We start from the raw sequence: 17,039 nt of genomic DNA, 5'->3' as shown, positions 1-17,039 counted from the left end.
ACAGATAGTATAAATAAAAAAACCTCTCATTAAATTGAGAGGTTTTTTAGTGTGAAATATAAGAATTACATTCTTAAAGCTTTTTTAAGAGTGATTCCCATATCTGCAGGACTCATGGCAACATGTAGTCCGCACGCTTTCATAGCTTCGATTTTCTCTTCAGCAGTGCCTTTTCCGCCACTGATGATAGCGCCCGCATGACCCATGCGCTTGCCCTTTGGAGCTGTTTGACCAGCAATAAAGCCAACGACAGGTTTTTTCATATTGCGCTTAATCCACTCAGAAGCTTCTATTTCGAGATTACCACCGATTTCACCGATCATAATCACGGCATCGGTGTCGGGATCTTTTTGGAACATTTCGAGAACATCAATGAAACTTGTTCCATTGATAGGATCTCCGCCAATGCCAACGCAGGTTGATTGGCCTATACCGAGAGCAGATGTTTGCCCCACTGCTTCGTATGTTAGTGTTCCTGACTTACTAATAATCCCGACACGACCTGGAAGGTGAATGTGGCCAGGCATAATTCCGATTTTGCACTTGTCGCTTGGAGTGATAACTCCTGGGCAATTCGGTCCGATCAGGCGGGTTTTTCCACCAGAGCTCATCAGTGCTTTTTTAACTCGAAGCATATCAAGCACTGGAATTCCTTCTGTAATTGCAACTACTAGTTCAATACCAGCATCGATTGCTTCGAGAATGGAGTCCGCTGCATAAGGGGGTGGAACAAAAATCATCGATGCGTTAGCACCGGTTTTTTTAATTGCTTCTTCTACAGTGTTAAACACAGGACGATCAAGAATAGATGAGCCGCCTTTACCAGGAACAACGCCTCCAACGAGATTTGTGCCGTACTCTGCACATTTTTCAGAGTGAAATTTCCCAGCGCTCCCAGAAATACCTTGGCAAATTAGTTTTGTATTTTTCCCAACGAGAATTGACATGATTTTAGTCCTTTTTTAAGCTCTTGTTATCTAACCGCTTGAACAATTTTATTTGCGCCATCGCTCATCGAAGAAGCGCTTAAAATATTCAGTCCAGAGTCATTTAGAATTCTCTTACCAATTTCCACGTTGGTTCCTTCGAGACGAACGACTAATGGAACTCTTAAGCCAAGTTCTTTTGCAGCAGCAACAATTCCGTTTGCAATAACATCACATTTCATGATGCCACCAAAAATATTTACAAATATGCCTTTTACAGCTTTATCACGTAAAATAATGCGGAATGCTTGAGTCACGGTCTCTTGATTTGCTCCTCCTCCAACGTCGAGGAAGTTTGCAGGTTCTCCTCCTGTTTGCTTAATAATATCCATGGTCGCCATAGCAAGGCCTGCGCCGTTAACTAAGCAACCAATATTTCCTTCAAGGGAGACATAGCTTAAGCCATATTTTGAAGCTTCAAGTTCTTTAATATCATCTTCTTCGTAATCGCGAAGATCCGAGATTTCTGGATGGCGAAAGAGAGCATTTTCATCAAAACTCATTTTGCAATCAAGCACAGCAATTGTATTTTGCTTTGTTAAAACAAGAGGGTTAATTTCGAGCATATCGCAATTATAAGCAACAAATGCATTTACGAGTCCACGCAATGTTTTTGCAAAATCTTTTGCGAGTGGAGTTCCCAAACCAAAACCTAATGCAATGCTTAATTTACGGATCGTAAACTCTTGTAAGCCAATAGTTGGGTCGATACTTGCTGTTACTATTTTTTCTGGGTGTTTTTCAGCAACTTCTTCAATATCCATGCCGCCTTCTGTAGAAGCCATCACCCCTATTGTTGCTGTCTCACGATTGACTACGAGAGCAAAATAATATTCTTTTTCGATATCACATCCTTCAGCAACAAGAAGTTTATGAACTTTTTTGCCTTGAGGGCCAGTTTGATTGGTGACAAGGTTCATGCCAATCATTTTTTCTGCTACGACTTTAGCTTCTTCGGGGCTTTTCACTAATTTAACGCCACCTGCTTTACCGCGGCCACCAGAATGAACTTGTGCTTTTACGACAGCAATTTTTCCATCTTTTCCGCAGCCAAGTTTACGGGCTGCCCATTCAGCTTCTGTGGGTGTGCATGCGAGTTTGCCGCGTGGGATACTTAGGCCAAAGCGAGAAAGTAGCTCTTTTGCCTGATACTCATGAATATTCATGAAACTCTCCAAATTTTAAAATCCATTTAATAAAAAGGGCAATCAAACCCTATTTGCCAAAGGGGCAATTGTCTCAACAAAGTGTGACTTTACATTTATTTTAAAGAGAGTGAAAGGGGTTCCTCATGCTAAAGCTTGATTTATCTGATTTAAAGAATAATTATTTTAAGGATCCATTTTTTGTGATGTCTTTAATATTCTTATTAAGTTCTTGCAGGACTTTTGCAAGAGATTTGGATTCAAATCCAAGCTCATTCATATAATTCATTAATAAAGTATGTAAAATCGTGATTCGATTATTTTGATTTCCAGCTTTTTTAAGTTCACTGTCGATGAATCCTTGAAATTTAAGTGCTATTTCTTTTTTTTCAGGAGGGAGAGCATCAAAATAATCATTTCTTTTTTGCAGGGCTTGATGTAACTCATCTGAATGTAATTTTTTGAAATTATTTTTCTTATTCAAAATAATCCTCAAAATTTCGAAAAAATAAAACTCTCTTAGGAGAGTTTGCATAAAAATATGACTTAAATCCACGTGTTTTTTGTAAGTACTTGTAAATAAGGGTGTAAAATTTAGATATGAAGTATTCGAGTGTTATATGTATTTGTAACTCTTGATTTTAAACAAAAATAAAAGCTTAAATTGTGGAATGAAGTCCTAAATTGTCTTTTATAGAATTGATTTTAGTGTTGATTTCATTCCATTCATCGGCAAAAATACTTTCCTGTATAACCCCGCCGCCTGCACTTACTTTGAGTGTATTGTTTTGCCATTGCATACCTCTTATCGTGGCAATAAATATAGAATTATTTTTGTTTAGGACAACGCCAAAAGAAGCCGCAAAGTATCCTCTATTAATTTTGGACGATTCGAATGAATTGAGCCAATTGCTTTTAGAGTTTTTTGGTAGAATACCTAATGCAGCAGTAGGATGTAATTCTTTTAAAAATGACTCGTAATCAAAATCTATATTCTCCGATATTTTAATATTTATATCAGTTTTTAAGTGGATAAGTTTAGGTAGCTCAAGTAAGTGAGTTTTACCAAAAGAAAAGTCACCGAATTTTTCAAGTGTTTGTTTCATTCCTTCAATAACATATGCATGTTCATTTTGCATTTTTGGATCATTTATAAAATTATTTTTATCAACATTTTTTTCATTTGGAACTGTGCCAGCTAAAGCTATAGTTTGAATATTATTGTTTTTTTGTATAAATAGAAGTTCTGGTGTTGTGCCAATTACACCCTCAGATTTATTCCAATATCCATAAATATAGGAAGAATTTTTCTTTCTGTTTTTCAAAATATTTTTTAACAAATAAAGTTTATTTTCTTTGCTTAATTTGCATGAGCCTTCTTGAAAAGAGTAAGGAACGCCTTTTTTAAGAATTTTCAAAGAAATTTCCTTCTTTAACTCTGAGTACTGTTTTAAATAAAAATCTTTATTTGCTGATTTCCATTTAATATTTGGTTTTTTACTGGAATTATTATCAATTATTTTTTGAAAATCTGAAATGGACATTTCTTGAAAATTAAGACCTTTATAAAATGGATTTTTTTTATTTGAAAAAAAATTATTCAAGTAAAAAAAAGGAAATAAATTTTCTTCTTGATTTTTTAATTGGCGAATTGATGAAGTCATAAACCACATTTTATCTTCATTCAAGTCACCAATAAAGAATCCACAATTTAAAAACTGATTTAATAAAATATCATTCAAAACTTTTTTCCTTTCGCCTCCAGCAATAATAATAAATTATTAAAATCTTGGGGGTATGGAGATTGAAAAGACATATCTACATTCGTAACAGGATGTTTAAAACCCAAATGGACTGCATGAAGCATTTGTCTTTGAGCATTTTTATTTATGAGCGCTTTAAGTTCTTTGTTAGAATTTAATTCATTGGCGTTATTTGTGTATAAAGCATCTCCTAATATACTGTGGCCTAAATTGCTTAATTGAACACGAATTTGATGAGTTCTACCCGTATACAATTGGCATGCGACTAAAGAAATTTTTTCATCTAAAAAAGTCTTTAGTTTATTGTATGATAGTATTGCTTTTTTCCCTTTTCCTTCTGGTTGAACAGCATATTTAATTCGATTTTTAGGATCTCGCCCATGCCAAGTTTCTATTTTACCACTGACAGGAAGAATGTTTCCATAAATTAAAGTATGATAAATACGAGTTTGAGAATGATCGGCAAATTGTTTAGATAAATTTGTTAAAGCAATTTGTGATTTTGCAACGACCATAACACCGCTTGTATCGCGGTCAAGTCGATGAACTATGCCTGCCCGTGATGGGAGGCCAAGGGAAGGTAAAGTCACTCCACAATGAGCTAAAATAGCATTTACGAGTGTACCTGAGTGCACGCCTGCTCCTGGATGGACTACCATTCCTGCAGGTTTATTTATAATAATTAAATCGTTGTCTTCAAAAATAATATCGAGATCTATTTTTTCACCAATGGGTTCAGAGTTAACTGTCTCGAGAAAACTGAGATCAATTGATATTTTTTGTAATTCTTTTAGTTTGTATGACGATTTAACATATTTATCATCAACAAGAACTTGTTTATTTGCTATTAATTTGGCTGCAAACGATCTGCTTGGAATAACATCTATCAGTCGAGAGAGTATAACATCAAGACGTTCATTTTGGAGATTGTCAGGAACAGTTATTTCTATTGTATTATTCATGATTTAAAATAAACCTGTGTACAAATGAGCTGACTGCTTATTTTCTTTTTGTCAGCCTTCTCCGCATTCTATAGACTTCTGTTAATGCTTCAACAATGTCCTTTCTGTCAAGACCGAGATAGTTTAAATACGAATTGAAAAATCCTTTTACATAAACTTCTGCAGGTAAGCTTGAGAAAGAATCATTTTCTATTGCTTCGAGATAAGATTTACTTACTTTTATTCGATTTGCAACTTCGTCAATTGGAACTCCCAGTACTTCTCTGAGACGTTTTAGTAAATTCCCAGTTATCTCTTCTGTTTCAGAGATTATTTCTTCAATTCTTTTCATATGGTCAGGATTTTCTGCAAATATAGCTCGAGACTTTTTAACAGAGACTTTCATGTCCATAAGACTATCAATCGGACGATTTATAATTTCAATTTCTTTTTGTTTTTTAGGTATATCTTTTCTAATATATATAATGTTTGCATCGTCTCTTACAGATTTTCTTTTTGTTTTCATATTTGGTAATAAATGAGCAGATATGACCTCTTCTTCATTGTCATTCGGATTTTGTCTTTCAGTAAAATTTACAAGTTCTTGGAAGGCAAATTCAAGATCTTCATGGGTAATATCTTTAGCAGAGGAAGTTTCTACTTGTTTCTTTAAATTTGCATAAGCAACATGTATTTTGCGGAGTGAAATATTATTTTCGCTCAGACCTAGAATTTCAAAAGGACTTCTTTTTTTATTAGCTGTGTTCATATTAATTATCCAGCTCTATTTATGCTTTCTTTTTCATCATTTTGAATGAATTTTTTAATAATTTTATCAGTAATTTGATTTATATTTGATGCGATTGCTGACAGAGGATAATCTAAGATCAAAGGTCTTCTTATACGCACTGATTTCCAAACAGCATCATCATATCGGGTTGATCCTAAAAATTGTGCGCTAAAACCAAAATAGCGATTGCAAATGAGTGCCATAGACTCGCCCAGATCGCGATCTTCTTTTGTTCGGACTTGATTCATTATAATTCCAATATTTGTCTCTTGTATCATTTCTTTAATTTGTCTACCAATATCAGTATTTTTTTGTGAAAATGTAATGAGCTGTGAAAATGGTGTTTCTGAACTCCGTGGGTTCGATATTTTAGTTAACAATTCTTTTTCAGTGTTAGCATCTATATCAAATGCCTTGCAAATACTCTGTATCTTTCGATACAAAATGCTTTTCATAAAAACATAAGCATTTTCAATGCTGGTCGGTTCTGGAGCTACGACTAAAATACCGCCGTGGGAGAAAATAAAGAAATCGAGCGTGTGAACATGTGTTCCAGCACCTAAATCAAGAAAAACAAAATCAGCATCAAGTTCTTGGAGTTTTGAAATAAGTTTTATTTTTTGCGCGCTTTGCGGTTTGATCTGTTGCCAAAATTCTTGTCCACCTCCATATAAAATGAGGTTTGGAAAGCAGCATGAAATACCTGTTTCTTCAAGTGTAGAGACAGTGCCATGGATAAAATCTGCGATTCCTGAACGCGGAGTTGGTACTCCCAGACATGTGTGTAAGTTTGCCGCTCCGAGATCGAGGTCAACGACGGAAACTTTGTAACCTAAAGAAGCCAAACGGACACAAATATTAGCTGAAAGAAAGCTTTTACCTATACCACCCTTACCGCCACCTATTGATATAATTTGTGGCCCATTGTTATTCTGAGATGAGTATTGTTTTTCTTGGGATTCTGCAGTGTGATTATTTTGTTTTTTTTCTTCTTTAGAAGAGAAGTTTTGCTCAATGATAGATATATTTTGTTCTGTTATATTATTGCTTGGATCGTCTCTATCTTCAATATTTTGCCCATTATAGTATGCGCGTATTATTTTTTCAGTGAAGTTAATGGCTTCCTTGCTATTCGGTTTAAATATTCCTTTAGAAACCGTTTTTAACATATCTAATCACCTTGAATAAAATTTTATATCTCCTTTATTATCGTCAGATTATTTAAAAACATAGGAGAAATTTTTTGCAGTGTGAGGGCTTTGTCAAAAAAATAAAAAATATCGCTTAATCTTATTTGATTATTTATAAAATTTAGATTAAAAATTATTTTATATCAATAGTATGCTGAAATTAAAAATAAGAGATATATAATTTATATCAAATACAAATTTCTAAATACATGCATTTCAGATATTTTTCTTCAAAATCGTTTTTTATAACTTTAAATGCTTTTAAATAACTTTTTTCTTTATCAATTGCAACTGTTGAAAAACTCTTAGCAAATTTTTCTAGATAAGCTGGCAAAATAAAATATTGGGTAAATACATCGTAACCATCCGTCCAATACTTGTAAGCTGTGTACACATATTTATTAACGTTATGTTTTCTTAATAAATGACCAGCATTGTCGGTTATAAAATATTTTCCTTCAGACTTAAAATTAATATACCATTTATATTCTTTTTTTGTTTCATCAACATTTGAGCAGTGTTCGCTCCATACCCAACCCCAAGATGAACCTCTTTTTTTTAACAGAGATGACATATAACAAAGTTGTGGTTTGATAAAATTCTTATGTTGATTTGTAAACAGCATATTATTATGGGCGTTATAATAAGTCATATAATCTGAATCAGCATAGCGGCGTTTATCAATAATTGCATATCCTTGTTTAGAGGGAAAAATACGAAAGTTTCCTTCATTTTTATCATTATCTATAGAAAATTGAATGAGAGGTTCCGTTTTATTTTCTTCAAGATCGGGATGATTTTTGATAGTAATAATTTCTTCGATTTTTTCATTTCTTTTTGGGTAAATATATAAGTATCTTTTTTTTGCTTTTAAATAAACATTATTGAAATTAACAAATGACATTCCGTTATTTAAAGTAGATTGTTTGAGTTGCCAAAACTGGCCTGTATTGTTTAAATCACAAGGAGAAAGTAAAATATTTTGTCCAAAATCTGTTTGAGCTGGATCGATTGACATACAATAAAATTGTTCTTCTCTCCCATCATTGATTTTTGTAATAATCTGTCCTAAATTAGTATAATTCCATTTAGGCGAAACTTTACAGCCTTCACTTAGATAAATATAATTATCATTTAATTTTAAGCAGTAATCTTTATTTTGATGCGTAATATATAAATTAAATGTTTTATTCTCTAAAAATTTTTTTGGAATTTCAATAGACTCATATTGAGGGATAAAATCATCTTTATAAGTCTGCATTTCAGGACATTCTTGCTTATTTGCACTTAGGTAGGAAAAAATAATAGCAAAGCTTAATATAACGTATAAATACTGAAAGAGCAATTTTTATTTAATTGTATATTTATATTTATTTTATTGAGATTAATATTAGTTAATTTGTTTTTAGATCAAACTATTCTCGCTATTATTCCAAATTTTTCGAGAATAATTTTTATTTTTTCAAAATCACGCAGAGTTAAAATAATTTCGTCATCTTCTACAGTGCCACCACATGCAAGCGAATTTTTTAATTCGGAGCAAAGCATTTTTAAACTTTCCGGATTTTTCGCTTCTTCATCTGAAAATTTGCAGACAATTGCCACAGGTTTGCCCGCTCTTCCTTTGCTTTCTCGCCTAATATCTGCTTTTCCAGTGATTTTAGCAGCAATTTTGCTTTCAGATTTTTGGTTTTTACCTTTTAAGCTGACAGGGATTTCGCTCTCAATTGAAGAAAGCCCCCCACTCCACTCGAGTTTAATTGGTTTTGCCCGTTTTTTAGCTGTCATGATCCCCTCCAAGTCGTGCCCAAATTTTTCTTCACAAATGGGCAATCAGCATGTACAACAGAAAGTCTTCTTTATCCCTTGCTTTTGCAATGTGAAAGGGATTTTTAAACTATTTTTTTGAGGAGTTTATCTTATGGCAGCGAATCCTTGGCATCCATGGCATGCGGTGAGTATTGGTAAAAAAGTTCCATCAGTTGTAACAGCAATTATAGAAATTCCCCGTGGATCCAAAAATAAGTATGAAATAGATAAAGAATCTGGATTATTATTGCTTGATCGTGTTATGTCGAGTCCTATGTTTTATCCCATTAATTATGGTTTTATACCCCAAACATATTGCGATGACGGCGATGCGCTTGACATCATGGTTATTGGCCAAGATCCTGCCCAACCTATGTGCATGATGAACGCAAAAGTCATAGGTGTTATGAAAATGATTGATGGTGGAGAAACAGACGATAAAATTTTAGCAGTGCATGCAGATGATCCTCAATACAAACACGTGTCAGATATAGAAGAAATTCAAAAATCGAATCCGCATATGCTTAGAGAAATAGAACAATTTTTTAAGACATATAAACTACTTGATAACAAAAAAGTGGAAGTCTCTGGCTGGTATAGTAAAGCAGAAGCTGAAAAAGTTGTTTTAGAAAGTATTGAACTTTATAACAAAAATAAAGATAAACTTAAAAACTAATTTTAAGTTTATCATCTTCAAGAAAGCTAGCTATTGCTTGTCAGCCTATGCAAAATATTTAAAATATGTTTTATAGAATAGCTATATACAAATAATGTTATGTAAGATATTCCTACGAAAAAATTTAATGGTAACCAATCCCTTGGTATCTGTTGAGTCATAATAGTAAAAATAAAGAGTAAAGCAAATAACCAAATAGAAATATGTGAAAGAATTTTATTGGGGCTCTTTGCGTTTAGCATGTAATTGTATATTAATATAACTATTAACGGGATAGTATAAATTAGTTGATTGGTGTCAACTAAAAAAACAAACGGGATTATAGCTAATATTACAAAATAGACTTTCATAAATAAAAAATTATTAAACTGTTTTCTCTTTAATAATATGTATGTAAATATAATTAAATGACTCATTATAATAACAGAATAAGTATAAGCTGTTAATTGTCTGGTGTTTAAATTGAATAAGAATATTTTTAAAATCTTCCATATAATATATTGAAAATTGAGCGGATTTTCTAAATACCAAGAAAAATTATTGTGGACATTGATTGTATTGAGCCAACTAGAAATAAGTGCAATAGATTTTTCTATCCCAAAAATAGGGTAAACAGAGAAAAAAATGAGAAATGAAACGACTCCAGTATAAAAAATCAAGTTGAAATATCTAAATATGAAGAGTAACGGGATAATAAATACAAAATGAGGTTTAATTAGAATTATCAATGATAAAATAATTGAAGATAGAAGAAATTTATTGTTAAGAAATAATTTTAAAAAAAATACGCATGAAAGCATTAAAAATATATTTATATTTCCCATAAATATTTCTCTGTAAATATTATGAGATTGTAGTATAAAGCAAAGGATAAATGCAATATTTAATTTCTTCAGGTCGATAAGATTATTTGAATAAAAATTTTCAATTATTAAAGTTTTTAAAATTTTGAAGAAAGCATAAAAGGCTAACATATTTAATAAAGGGTAAAGAAATAATAGAATATTCCAAGGGAATATAGAAAAAATAAGAAATAATAATAATGAAAATGGCGCGTATTTATAAATACCACTGGTGACACCAAAATAGGCATGATAAGGATTGGGATCTTTTGTTTGCTCAAAATAATGACCAAAAATGTTTGGATCGATGCTCCAACCCATCAGAGCGCGGGAGGCGCCATAATATACTTTCAAATCGGAAAGTGTAAGTCTATCTTGGAAAAATCGAATAACCACAAGAGAAAATAGAAGGGCAAAAAAACTTTTCAAGAATGTTTCAGCCTTAATATCAATTAGCTCAAATTTAATCATAAATTAAAAGATTCCTCAAATAATGGATATCTATCAAACATATCAATAATCAAAGACAATTCCAAATGAATATTTTAAATTTCTGAATTGTAAGATTCAATTTGCAATTTCATAAAATTAATTTTTAAATAAGTTGACTCATTTCATTAATATTAAGATGATGATTTGTCCAAAAAATTTATATGCTGCCGTTGGGGGATGAAATGTCATTACCAGTAGAAGAAAAACTTAAATTGACTCCATTATTTGAAGAGCATCTCGCATTAAATGGAAAAATGGTACCTTTTGCGGGTTGGAATATGCCTGTTCAGTACACAGGTGTTGTTGATGAACACAAAGCGGTCAGAAATTCCGTTGGAATTTTTGATGTCAGTCATATGGGCGAAATTATCGTAACGGGTCGAGGAGCGCTTGATTATTTACAGGGACTTGTTTCAAATGATGTCGCAAAATTGCAAATAGGTCAGGCACAATATAGTGCATTGTGCTATGAAAATGGCACATTAGTTGATGATATTATCATATATAGAAGAGGATTTGATTCTTTCTTTATTTGTATAAATGCAAGTAATATTGAAAAAGATTTTGCCTGGTTCAAAGAGCGCTGCCCTAAACAGGGAGTTCATTTAGAAAATGTAAGTGATGATTATGCACAAATTGCGATTCAAGGGCCAAAAAGCCGTGAACTCATAGCCAAAGTTGTGGACGTTAAAATAACAGAGCTCGCTTATTATCATTTTACTGAAGGAAAAGTGCTTGGGGTGCCTGCAATTATAGCGCGTACTGGTTATACAGGCGAATTGGGTTATGAAGTTTATCTCCCCGCTTCTGCGGCAGCAAAAATATGGAGAGGCTTATTGCAAGTAGGTCATGAGTATTCTGTAAAACCTTGTGGCTTAGGAGCGAGAGATACGTTGCGTTTAGAGGTGGGTTATCTTTTATATGGAAATGATATGGACAACACAACCAGCGCTTTAGAATGTGGTTTAGGCTGGGTCACTAAATTTGAAAAAAATAATTTTGTTGGTAAAGAAGCCCTTCTCAAACAAAAAGAAGAAGGTTTAATAAGAAAATTAGTTGCATTTGAAATGCAAGATAGAGCAATCGGGCGGCATGGTTATAAAGTTTATGCATCGAGCGAGGGAGAAAATTCTATAGGCAACGTGACGAGTGGTTGTCCAGCTCCAACAGTCGGCAAAAATATTGGTTTAGCATATGTAAATCAAGCTTATTCTAAACTTGGATCGCAAATATGGATTGAAATTAGGGGTGAAAAAAAACCTGCTTTAGTTGTAAAAAAACCATTTTTTGTTCATGGTAGTGCTCAGGGTTGAGCTTAAGGATTAAGTGTAAAAGGGGAATACAAATGTCTTATCCAAATGGATTAAAATATACAAAAGAACATGAATGGATTAAAATTGAAGGAAGTGTTGCAACGATTGGCATCACGAAATATGCGATCGATCAGCTTGGGGATATTGTGTATCTTGATCTTCCTAAAGTGGGTGCAAGTTTCAAAGCTGGGGTAAATTTTGGTACAGTTGAATCTGTCAAAACAGTTAGCGATCTTTATATGCCTGTAAGCTGTAAAATTACAGAAATAAATCAGACAGCTATCGATTCTCCAGATTGCCTCGCAGAAGATGCTTATTCGAAAGGATGGCTCGTAAAAGTAGAGGTCGAAAATATTCCAGCCGATTTATTGAGTGCTTCTGAGTATGAAAACTACATTAAAGGTGGCAATTAATTTTAAAAAGATTTTAAAGACGGGTTGTAAAAACCCGTCTTTTTTTTTAATAAGGAGTATTAAATGTCGAGTCATCGTTTTTTGCCAACTACAGAGTTAGATAAAAAAAAATTGTTGGCAGCATGTGGGGTAAATTCCCTTGATGAATTATTAAAAGGAATTCCTGAAGCAGTTCAATATTCTGGTACTTTAGCAATTGGAAAAGAATTATCTGAATTTGATATTAAAAGAAAAATAAATGAACTTCTAAAAAACTCAAGAAATAAAAACTCTTATTTAAGTTTTTTAGGTGCAGGTGTTTATGATCATTATTGCCCTGCTGCAGTGAATCAATTGACATTAAGGGGTGAATTTTTAACATCATATACTCCTTATCAGCCAGAAATATCTCAAGGAACATTACAAGCTTTATTCGAATTTCAAAGTATGATTGCAGAAATATTTGGTATGGATATTTCATCTGCTTCTCATTACGATGGTTCCACAAGTTTGGCAGAATCAGCATTAATGGCAATGCGTATGCAGCCGAATAAAAAAAGAATTCTGGTCTCTGGTGGTGTGCATCCTGAATATGTCGAAGTGTTAAAAACTTATGTTACAAACTTAGGAATAGAGGTAACAGTTGTTCCTTTAAATGAAGAAGGCAAAACATCTTCAACTGCGTTAAAAACATTATTGGGAAGTGATGTTGCCATTGTTATTGCGCAAAGTCCTAATTTCATGGGCTGTATAGAAGACATGCATGAATTATCTGATTTAGTGCATGCTAAAGGAAGTTTATTTTCTGCTAATGTAACAGAGCCACTAAGTCTCGCTCTATTAAAAACCCCCGGTGAATATAATGCTGATATTGCTACAGGTGAGGGACAAAGCTTTGGTTTACCGCAGAGTTTTGGTGGACCTTATTTAGGTTTATTTACAAGTCGATTGGAAAATGTTCGGCAAATGCCTGGGCGCCTTTGCGGTGAAACAGTCGACTCCCTCGGAAGAAGAAGTTATACTTTAACGCTAAGCACGCGTGAACAACATATTCGTAGAGAAAAAGCAACTTCAAATATATGTACAAATCAAAATTTATGCGCACTTTGGGCGACAATTTGGATGGCGTTGGTTGGTAAGCAAGGTTTCATTGAATTAGCTGAGCAGAATTTAGCGAAATCTGAATATCTAAAATCGGAATTATTGAAAACTGGAAAAGCAAAAATTCGCTATGGTAAGACAAATTCATTTAATGAATTTGTGATTGATTTAAAAATATCTTCAGCTGAATTTATTCAAAAATGTGTAGAGAATGATTTGGCTCCTGGTGTTTCATTGCAAAGATTTTTTCCTGAAGATAAAACAGGTCTAATAGTAGCTGTGACTGAAAAGAAAACACGCGATGAATTAGATAAATATGTTGAACTTTTAAAAAGATTTGGATAAGGTGAAAATATTATGAGCTATTTAAATAAAACTACGAGTCATGCAGTTGTTTTAGAAGAACCTCTCTTGTTTGAAAGATCACATGAAGGAGCTTATGGATTTGGCTTACCAGAATTAGATGTGCCAAAAATAATATCCAAAAAATATTTTGCGCATAACTCACGAGCAAAAGACGCAAGACTTCCTGAACTTTCTGAATCGGAAGTCGTTAGACATTTTACCCGTCTGTCAACATGGAATTACGCAATTGATCTTGGAATTTATCCTTTGGGTTCTTGTACTATGAAGCATAATCCAAGATTTAATGAAGAGGTTGCAAGGAGTGCTGAAATTTGTGAATTGCACCCTTATGACCCTATTCAATGGAGTCAGGCTCATTTACAAATTATGTATGAATTGCAAGAAGATTTGAAAGAAATAACAGGACTCAAAGCTGTTTCCTTACAACCGAGTGCTGGAGCACAAGGAGAATTTGCGGGGTTACTTTTAATATCTGCTTATCATAGAAATAAAGGTAGAAATAGACGCACGATTTTAACAGCGGATACTTCACATGGGACAAATCCTGCGAGTGCGGCTCTAGCAGGATTTAATATTGTGCAAGTGAAAACAGGTGAAGACGGCTATGTTACTTTAGAGTCTGTTGAGGAGGTATTAAATGATGATGTTGCAGGAATGATGCTCACTAATCCTAATACTCTCGGTTTATTTGAAAAAAATATAGCGCAGATTGCAAGATTATTACATGAAAAAGATGCGCTTCTATATATTGATGGCGCAAATATGAATGCCGTGTTGGGAATCAGCCGCCCTGGTGATTTTGGAGCAGATGTTATTCATTTTAATTTACATAAAACATTTACGACTCCGCACGGTGGCGGTGGGCCAGGCAGTGGGCCTATAGCAGTCAGTGAGAAATTGGTTCCATTTTTGCCAGTTCCTTTAATCGAGAAAAAAAATAATGGTTATGCTTTAAATTATAATTCCCCCAAATCTATTGGAAGAGTTAAAGCATTTTATGGTAATTTTGGGATGTTTATCCGAGCGTGGTGTTACATTAAAGCGCTTGGCGGGAAAGGTTTGCGAGAAGTCAGCGAAAATGCTATTCTGAATGCGAATTATATAAAATCACAATTAAAAGATATTTTAAATATACCTGTGAATGGACATCATTTACATGAAATCATATTCAATGATTTAAATCTAAAAGAGAATGGTTTTGATACTTCAAAGTTAGCAAAAGCCTTAATCGATTACGGTATGCATCCCCCAACAGTTTATTTCCCTTTATGTGTTAAAAATGCACTCATGGTAGAGCCAACTGAAACAGAAAGCATAGAAGAGCTTGACCGATTTATAAATTCTGTTAAAGAAATTATAGAACAAAATGATTCTCAAACTATTTTTCCTAAACGTACATTTAGGGAAAAGGTGGACGAAGTTAAAGCTGCGCGAGAATTAATTTTAAAATTTAAATTTAAAGAAGAGTAAATTTTTTTACAAAAAGGAATTAGATATGGATAATTTTCAATTATTTAATCCAGTGAATGTTATTTTTGGAAAAAATACGATTGGCGAATTACCAAATCTTTTAAAAGATAAATCAAATATCCTTTTTGCTTTTGGCGGTGGCTCCATTAAAAAAAATGGAGTTTATCAGCAAATAAGAAGTGCTCTTGCAAATAAAAATATTATAGAATTTTCTGGGATTGAAGCAAATCCTGATTATGACACTCTTATAAAAGCTGTTGAACTTTGTAAGAATGAAAGTGTTGATTTTATTCTTGCAGTGGGAGGCGGATCAGTTATTGATGGTTGTAAATTTATTGCGCATGCAGCAAAGTTTAAGGGTAAAAATGCATGGGATATTTTGTGTGGGAAAGAGGTTAAAGATGCGCTGCCTTTGGGTTGTGTCTTGACTTTATCTGCGACAGGCTCTGAAATGAACACTTTCAGTGTTATTTCAAAACGCAGCACCAAGGAAAAAAGAGCTTTTTCTTCGACATTGTCTTTTCCAAAGTTTTCAATTCTCGATCCTACTTTTTCTTTAAGTTTACCTGAAAGACAAATTATAAATGGAATTATTGATCCATATGTTCATGTAACAGAACAGTATTTAACTTATAATGTAAATGCCCCCTTACAGACGAGACAAAGTGAAGCTATTTTACTGACCTTAATTGAAGAAGGTCCCAAAGCTTTAAAAAATCTTGAAAATTATGAAATGAGAGCAAATTTAATGTGGTGTGCTACCAATGCTTTGAATGGCACAATAGGTAAAGGTGTTCCGCAAGATTGGGCAACCCATGAGATTGGCCATGAATTGACTGCGCAGTTTGGTTTGGATCATGCACAGACACTTGCTGTCATCTTACCCGCTGTGCTCAAACATGAATTTGAGAATAAAAAGAAAAGATTGGCTCACTACGGGACAAAAGTTTTTGCAATCAAAGGGGATTCCGATTCTAAAATTGCCAAGCAGGCCATAGAAAAGACTGAAAAATTCTTTCGCTCTTTAGGGGCAAAGACTCGATTGTCAGAATATAAAATTACCAAAAAATCCTTAAAAGCTATTCCTGAGCAAGTTATGAAAGTAACGGGCGGAAAAAAGCTTGGAGAGCATGGCAATATTGGTGCAAAGGAAATAGGAAAAATTTTGGATTTGGCTTTTGAAAAATGACTGTGTTTATGTTTAAAAGTTAAAATAAAAGTAAATAATGCTTGTTCTTCTAATTTTTAAAAAATTCAAGATTAGTCTTTAACTTTTCTTTTATCCATATCTTTTTGTTCATAAAGCATCGATCCTTTAACTATTTCCTCAAATACTTTTTTTGTAAATCCAGGCGGAAGACTGTTCTCTATCCCGAATTTTTCCGCCTGATTTATAACTTGAGACGCTCGTAACTTATCTTCAGCAGTCGCAATATTATTTTTAAGTTTTATATTGCCAGCTTGAATGACATATTGCATCCTTTCAGAAAGAAGTAAAACTATTTTTTTATTGATCTCATCAATATTGGTGCGAACACATTTTAAATCTTGGCATTCATCAACATTTTTGTTTTTTTCATGATTTAAACAGTAAGAATTACCGATAAAAGAAAATTGTATAAAAAACAAACACACTATTGATAACGATATTTTTTTCAAAATAATCTCCTATAAAATTCATTAAAACAAATACTTTCTAGTGAGATAAAAAAATCTCAAAACAATTTCACTCAATCAAATTAATGTCAGCTGCAATGAACAGC

17 protein-coding genes are annotated in these 17,039 nt (G+C 33.2%); 6 read left to right on the top strand and 11 right to left on the bottom strand.

The genetic code is table 11. The features are described 5' to 3' along the window. Positions 1-65: 65 nt before the first annotated feature. The 9 genes from sucD to EZS29_RS14535 all read right to left on the bottom strand — a co-directional run bounded on the left by sucD (position 66) and on the right by EZS29_RS14535 (position 8,603). The gene (sucD, locus tag EZS29_RS14575) at positions 66-947 is read right to left on the bottom strand and encodes a succinate--CoA ligase subunit alpha (protein WP_130612414.1); all 882 of its coding nucleotides are present in this window, start codon (positions 945-947) and stop codon (positions 66-68) included. Positions 948-973: 26 nt separating this feature from the next. After that, complete coding sequence (gene sucC, locus EZS29_RS14570; protein WP_130612411.1) at positions 974-2,152, bottom strand: ADP-forming succinate--CoA ligase subunit beta; 1,179 nt, start codon at positions 2,150-2,152, stop codon at positions 974-976. 160 nt (positions 2,153-2,312) lie between these two features. Further along, on the bottom strand, positions 2,313-2,615 hold the full coding sequence (locus EZS29_RS14565) for a hypothetical protein (protein ID WP_130612408.1): 303 nt from the start codon (positions 2,613-2,615) through the stop codon (positions 2,313-2,315). Between the two features lie 175 nt (positions 2,616-2,790). Next, positions 2,791-3,873, bottom strand: coding sequence for a chorismate-binding protein (locus tag EZS29_RS14560; RefSeq protein WP_130612405.1), 1,083 nt, complete (start codon positions 3,871-3,873; stop codon positions 2,791-2,793). Further along, the gene (locus tag EZS29_RS14555) at positions 3,870-4,856 is read right to left on the bottom strand and encodes an RluA family pseudouridine synthase (RefSeq protein WP_130612403.1); all 987 of its coding nucleotides are present in this window, start codon (positions 4,854-4,856) and stop codon (positions 3,870-3,872) included. The genes EZS29_RS14560 and EZS29_RS14555 overlap by 4 nt, the downstream gene beginning before the upstream one ends. Positions 4,857-4,893: 37 nt before the next feature. Continuing rightward, positions 4,894-5,604, bottom strand: coding sequence for a helix-turn-helix domain-containing protein (locus EZS29_RS14550; protein WP_130612400.1), 711 nt, complete (start codon positions 5,602-5,604; stop codon positions 4,894-4,896). A 5-nt stretch (positions 5,605-5,609) separates the two neighbouring features. Next, the gene (locus EZS29_RS14545; protein WP_130612397.1) at positions 5,610-6,794 is read right to left on the bottom strand and encodes a nucleotide-binding protein; all 1,185 of its coding nucleotides are present in this window, start codon (positions 6,792-6,794) and stop codon (positions 5,610-5,612) included. Positions 6,795-7,002: 208 nt separating this feature from the next. Further along, positions 7,003-8,076: an RICIN domain-containing protein gene (locus EZS29_RS14540; protein WP_130612394.1), complete on the bottom strand. Its 1,074-nt coding sequence runs from the start codon at positions 8,074-8,076 to the stop codon at positions 7,003-7,005. A gap of 149 nt (positions 8,077-8,225) precedes the next feature. Then, positions 8,226-8,603 carry a translation initiation factor gene (locus EZS29_RS14535; protein WP_130612391.1) on the bottom strand — a complete coding sequence of 126 codons (378 nt, stop codon included), beginning with the start codon at positions 8,601-8,603 and terminating at the stop codon, positions 8,226-8,228. 133 nt (positions 8,604-8,736) lie between these two features. Here EZS29_RS14535 and EZS29_RS14530 point away from each other — a divergent pair, with 133 nt between their 5' ends. Then, positions 8,737-9,300, top strand: a complete 564-nt coding sequence (locus EZS29_RS14530; RefSeq protein ID WP_130612388.1) for an inorganic diphosphatase — start codon at positions 8,737-8,739, stop codon at positions 9,298-9,300. A 26-nt stretch (positions 9,301-9,326) separates the two neighbouring features. Here EZS29_RS14530 and EZS29_RS16385 read toward each other — a convergent pair whose 3' ends face one another. Continuing rightward, positions 9,327-10,463 carry a glycosyltransferase family 87 protein gene (locus tag EZS29_RS16385; RefSeq protein WP_425460371.1) on the bottom strand — a complete coding sequence of 379 codons (1,137 nt, stop codon included), beginning with the start codon at positions 10,461-10,463 and terminating at the stop codon, positions 9,327-9,329. Between the two features lie 353 nt (positions 10,464-10,816). Here EZS29_RS16385 and gcvT point away from each other — a divergent pair, with 353 nt between their 5' ends. The 5 genes from gcvT to EZS29_RS14500 all read left to right on the top strand — a co-directional run bounded on the left by gcvT (position 10,817) and on the right by EZS29_RS14500 (position 16,465). Then, positions 10,817-11,947, top strand: coding sequence for a glycine cleavage system aminomethyltransferase GcvT (gcvT, locus tag EZS29_RS14520; protein WP_130612383.1), 1,131 nt, complete (start codon positions 10,817-10,819; stop codon positions 11,945-11,947). Between the two features lie 26 nt (positions 11,948-11,973). Further along, positions 11,974-12,360: a glycine cleavage system protein GcvH gene (gene gcvH / locus EZS29_RS14515; protein ID WP_172603997.1), complete on the top strand. Its 387-nt coding sequence runs from the start codon at positions 11,974-11,976 to the stop codon at positions 12,358-12,360. A gap of 63 nt (positions 12,361-12,423) precedes the next feature. Beyond that, positions 12,424-13,785, top strand: a complete 1,362-nt coding sequence (gcvPA, locus tag EZS29_RS14510; RefSeq protein ID WP_130612377.1) for an aminomethyl-transferring glycine dehydrogenase subunit GcvPA — start codon at positions 12,424-12,426, stop codon at positions 13,783-13,785. Positions 13,786-13,797: 12 nt separating this feature from the next. Continuing rightward, positions 13,798-15,276 (top strand): aminomethyl-transferring glycine dehydrogenase subunit GcvPB, encoded by a 1,479-nt coding sequence (gcvPB, locus tag EZS29_RS14505; protein WP_130612374.1) that lies wholly within the window; start codon positions 13,798-13,800, stop codon positions 15,274-15,276. Between the two features lie 25 nt (positions 15,277-15,301). Further along, positions 15,302-16,465 carry an iron-containing alcohol dehydrogenase gene (locus tag EZS29_RS14500; protein WP_130612371.1) on the top strand — a complete coding sequence of 388 codons (1,164 nt, stop codon included), beginning with the start codon at positions 15,302-15,304 and terminating at the stop codon, positions 16,463-16,465. A gap of 71 nt (positions 16,466-16,536) precedes the next feature. On the opposite strand, the gene EZS29_RS14495 is transcribed toward EZS29_RS14500, so the two are convergent. After that, entirely contained in the window at positions 16,537-16,935 is a 399-nt protein-coding gene (locus EZS29_RS14495) for a chorismate mutase (RefSeq protein ID WP_172603978.1), read from the bottom strand. Between the last annotated feature and the right edge of the window lie 104 nt (positions 16,936-17,039).

Source organism: Fluviispira sanaruensis (assembly GCF_004295685.1).
Lineage (GTDB): Bacteria > Bdellovibrionota_B > Oligoflexia > Silvanigrellales > Silvanigrellaceae > Silvanigrella > Silvanigrella sanaruensis.
The sequence above is the reverse complement of the archived record's forward strand: the minus strand, read 5'-3'. Positions and strand labels throughout refer to the sequence as shown.

Coding starts and splice junctions, on each gene's coding strand:
- EZS29_RS14535 (WP_130612391.1), bottom strand. CDS start 8,603: ATGACAGCTAAAAAACGGGCAAAACCAATTAAACTCGAGTGGAGTGGG.
- sucD (WP_130612414.1), bottom strand. CDS start 947: ATGTCAATTCTCGTTGGGAAAAATACAAAACTAATTTGCCAAGGTATT.
- EZS29_RS14500 (WP_130612371.1), top strand. CDS start 15,302: ATGGATAATTTTCAATTATTTAATCCAGTGAATGTTATTTTTGGAAAA.
- EZS29_RS14540 (WP_130612394.1), bottom strand. CDS start 8,076: ATGCAGACTTATAAAGATGATTTTATCCCTCAATATGAGTCTATTGAA.
- EZS29_RS14545 (WP_130612397.1), bottom strand. CDS start 6,794: ATGTTAAAAACGGTTTCTAAAGGAATATTTAAACCGAATAGCAAGGAA.
- EZS29_RS16385 (WP_425460371.1), bottom strand. CDS start 10,463: ATGGGTTGGAGCATCGATCCAAACATTTTTGGTCATTATTTTGAGCAA.
- gcvPA (WP_130612377.1), top strand. CDS start 12,424: ATGTCGAGTCATCGTTTTTTGCCAACTACAGAGTTAGATAAAAAAAAA.
- EZS29_RS14555 (WP_130612403.1), bottom strand. CDS start 4,856: ATGAATAATACAATAGAAATAACTGTTCCTGACAATCTCCAAAATGAA.
- EZS29_RS14530 (WP_130612388.1), top strand. CDS start 8,737: ATGGCAGCGAATCCTTGGCATCCATGGCATGCGGTGAGTATTGGTAAA.
- EZS29_RS14550 (WP_130612400.1), bottom strand. CDS start 5,604: ATGAACACAGCTAATAAAAAAAGAAGTCCTTTTGAAATTCTAGGTCTG.
- gcvPB (WP_130612374.1), top strand. CDS start 13,798: ATGAGCTATTTAAATAAAACTACGAGTCATGCAGTTGTTTTAGAAGAA.
- sucC (WP_130612411.1), bottom strand. CDS start 2,152: ATGAATATTCATGAGTATCAGGCAAAAGAGCTACTTTCTCGCTTTGGC.
- gcvT (WP_130612383.1), top strand. CDS start 10,817: ATGTCATTACCAGTAGAAGAAAAACTTAAATTGACTCCATTATTTGAA.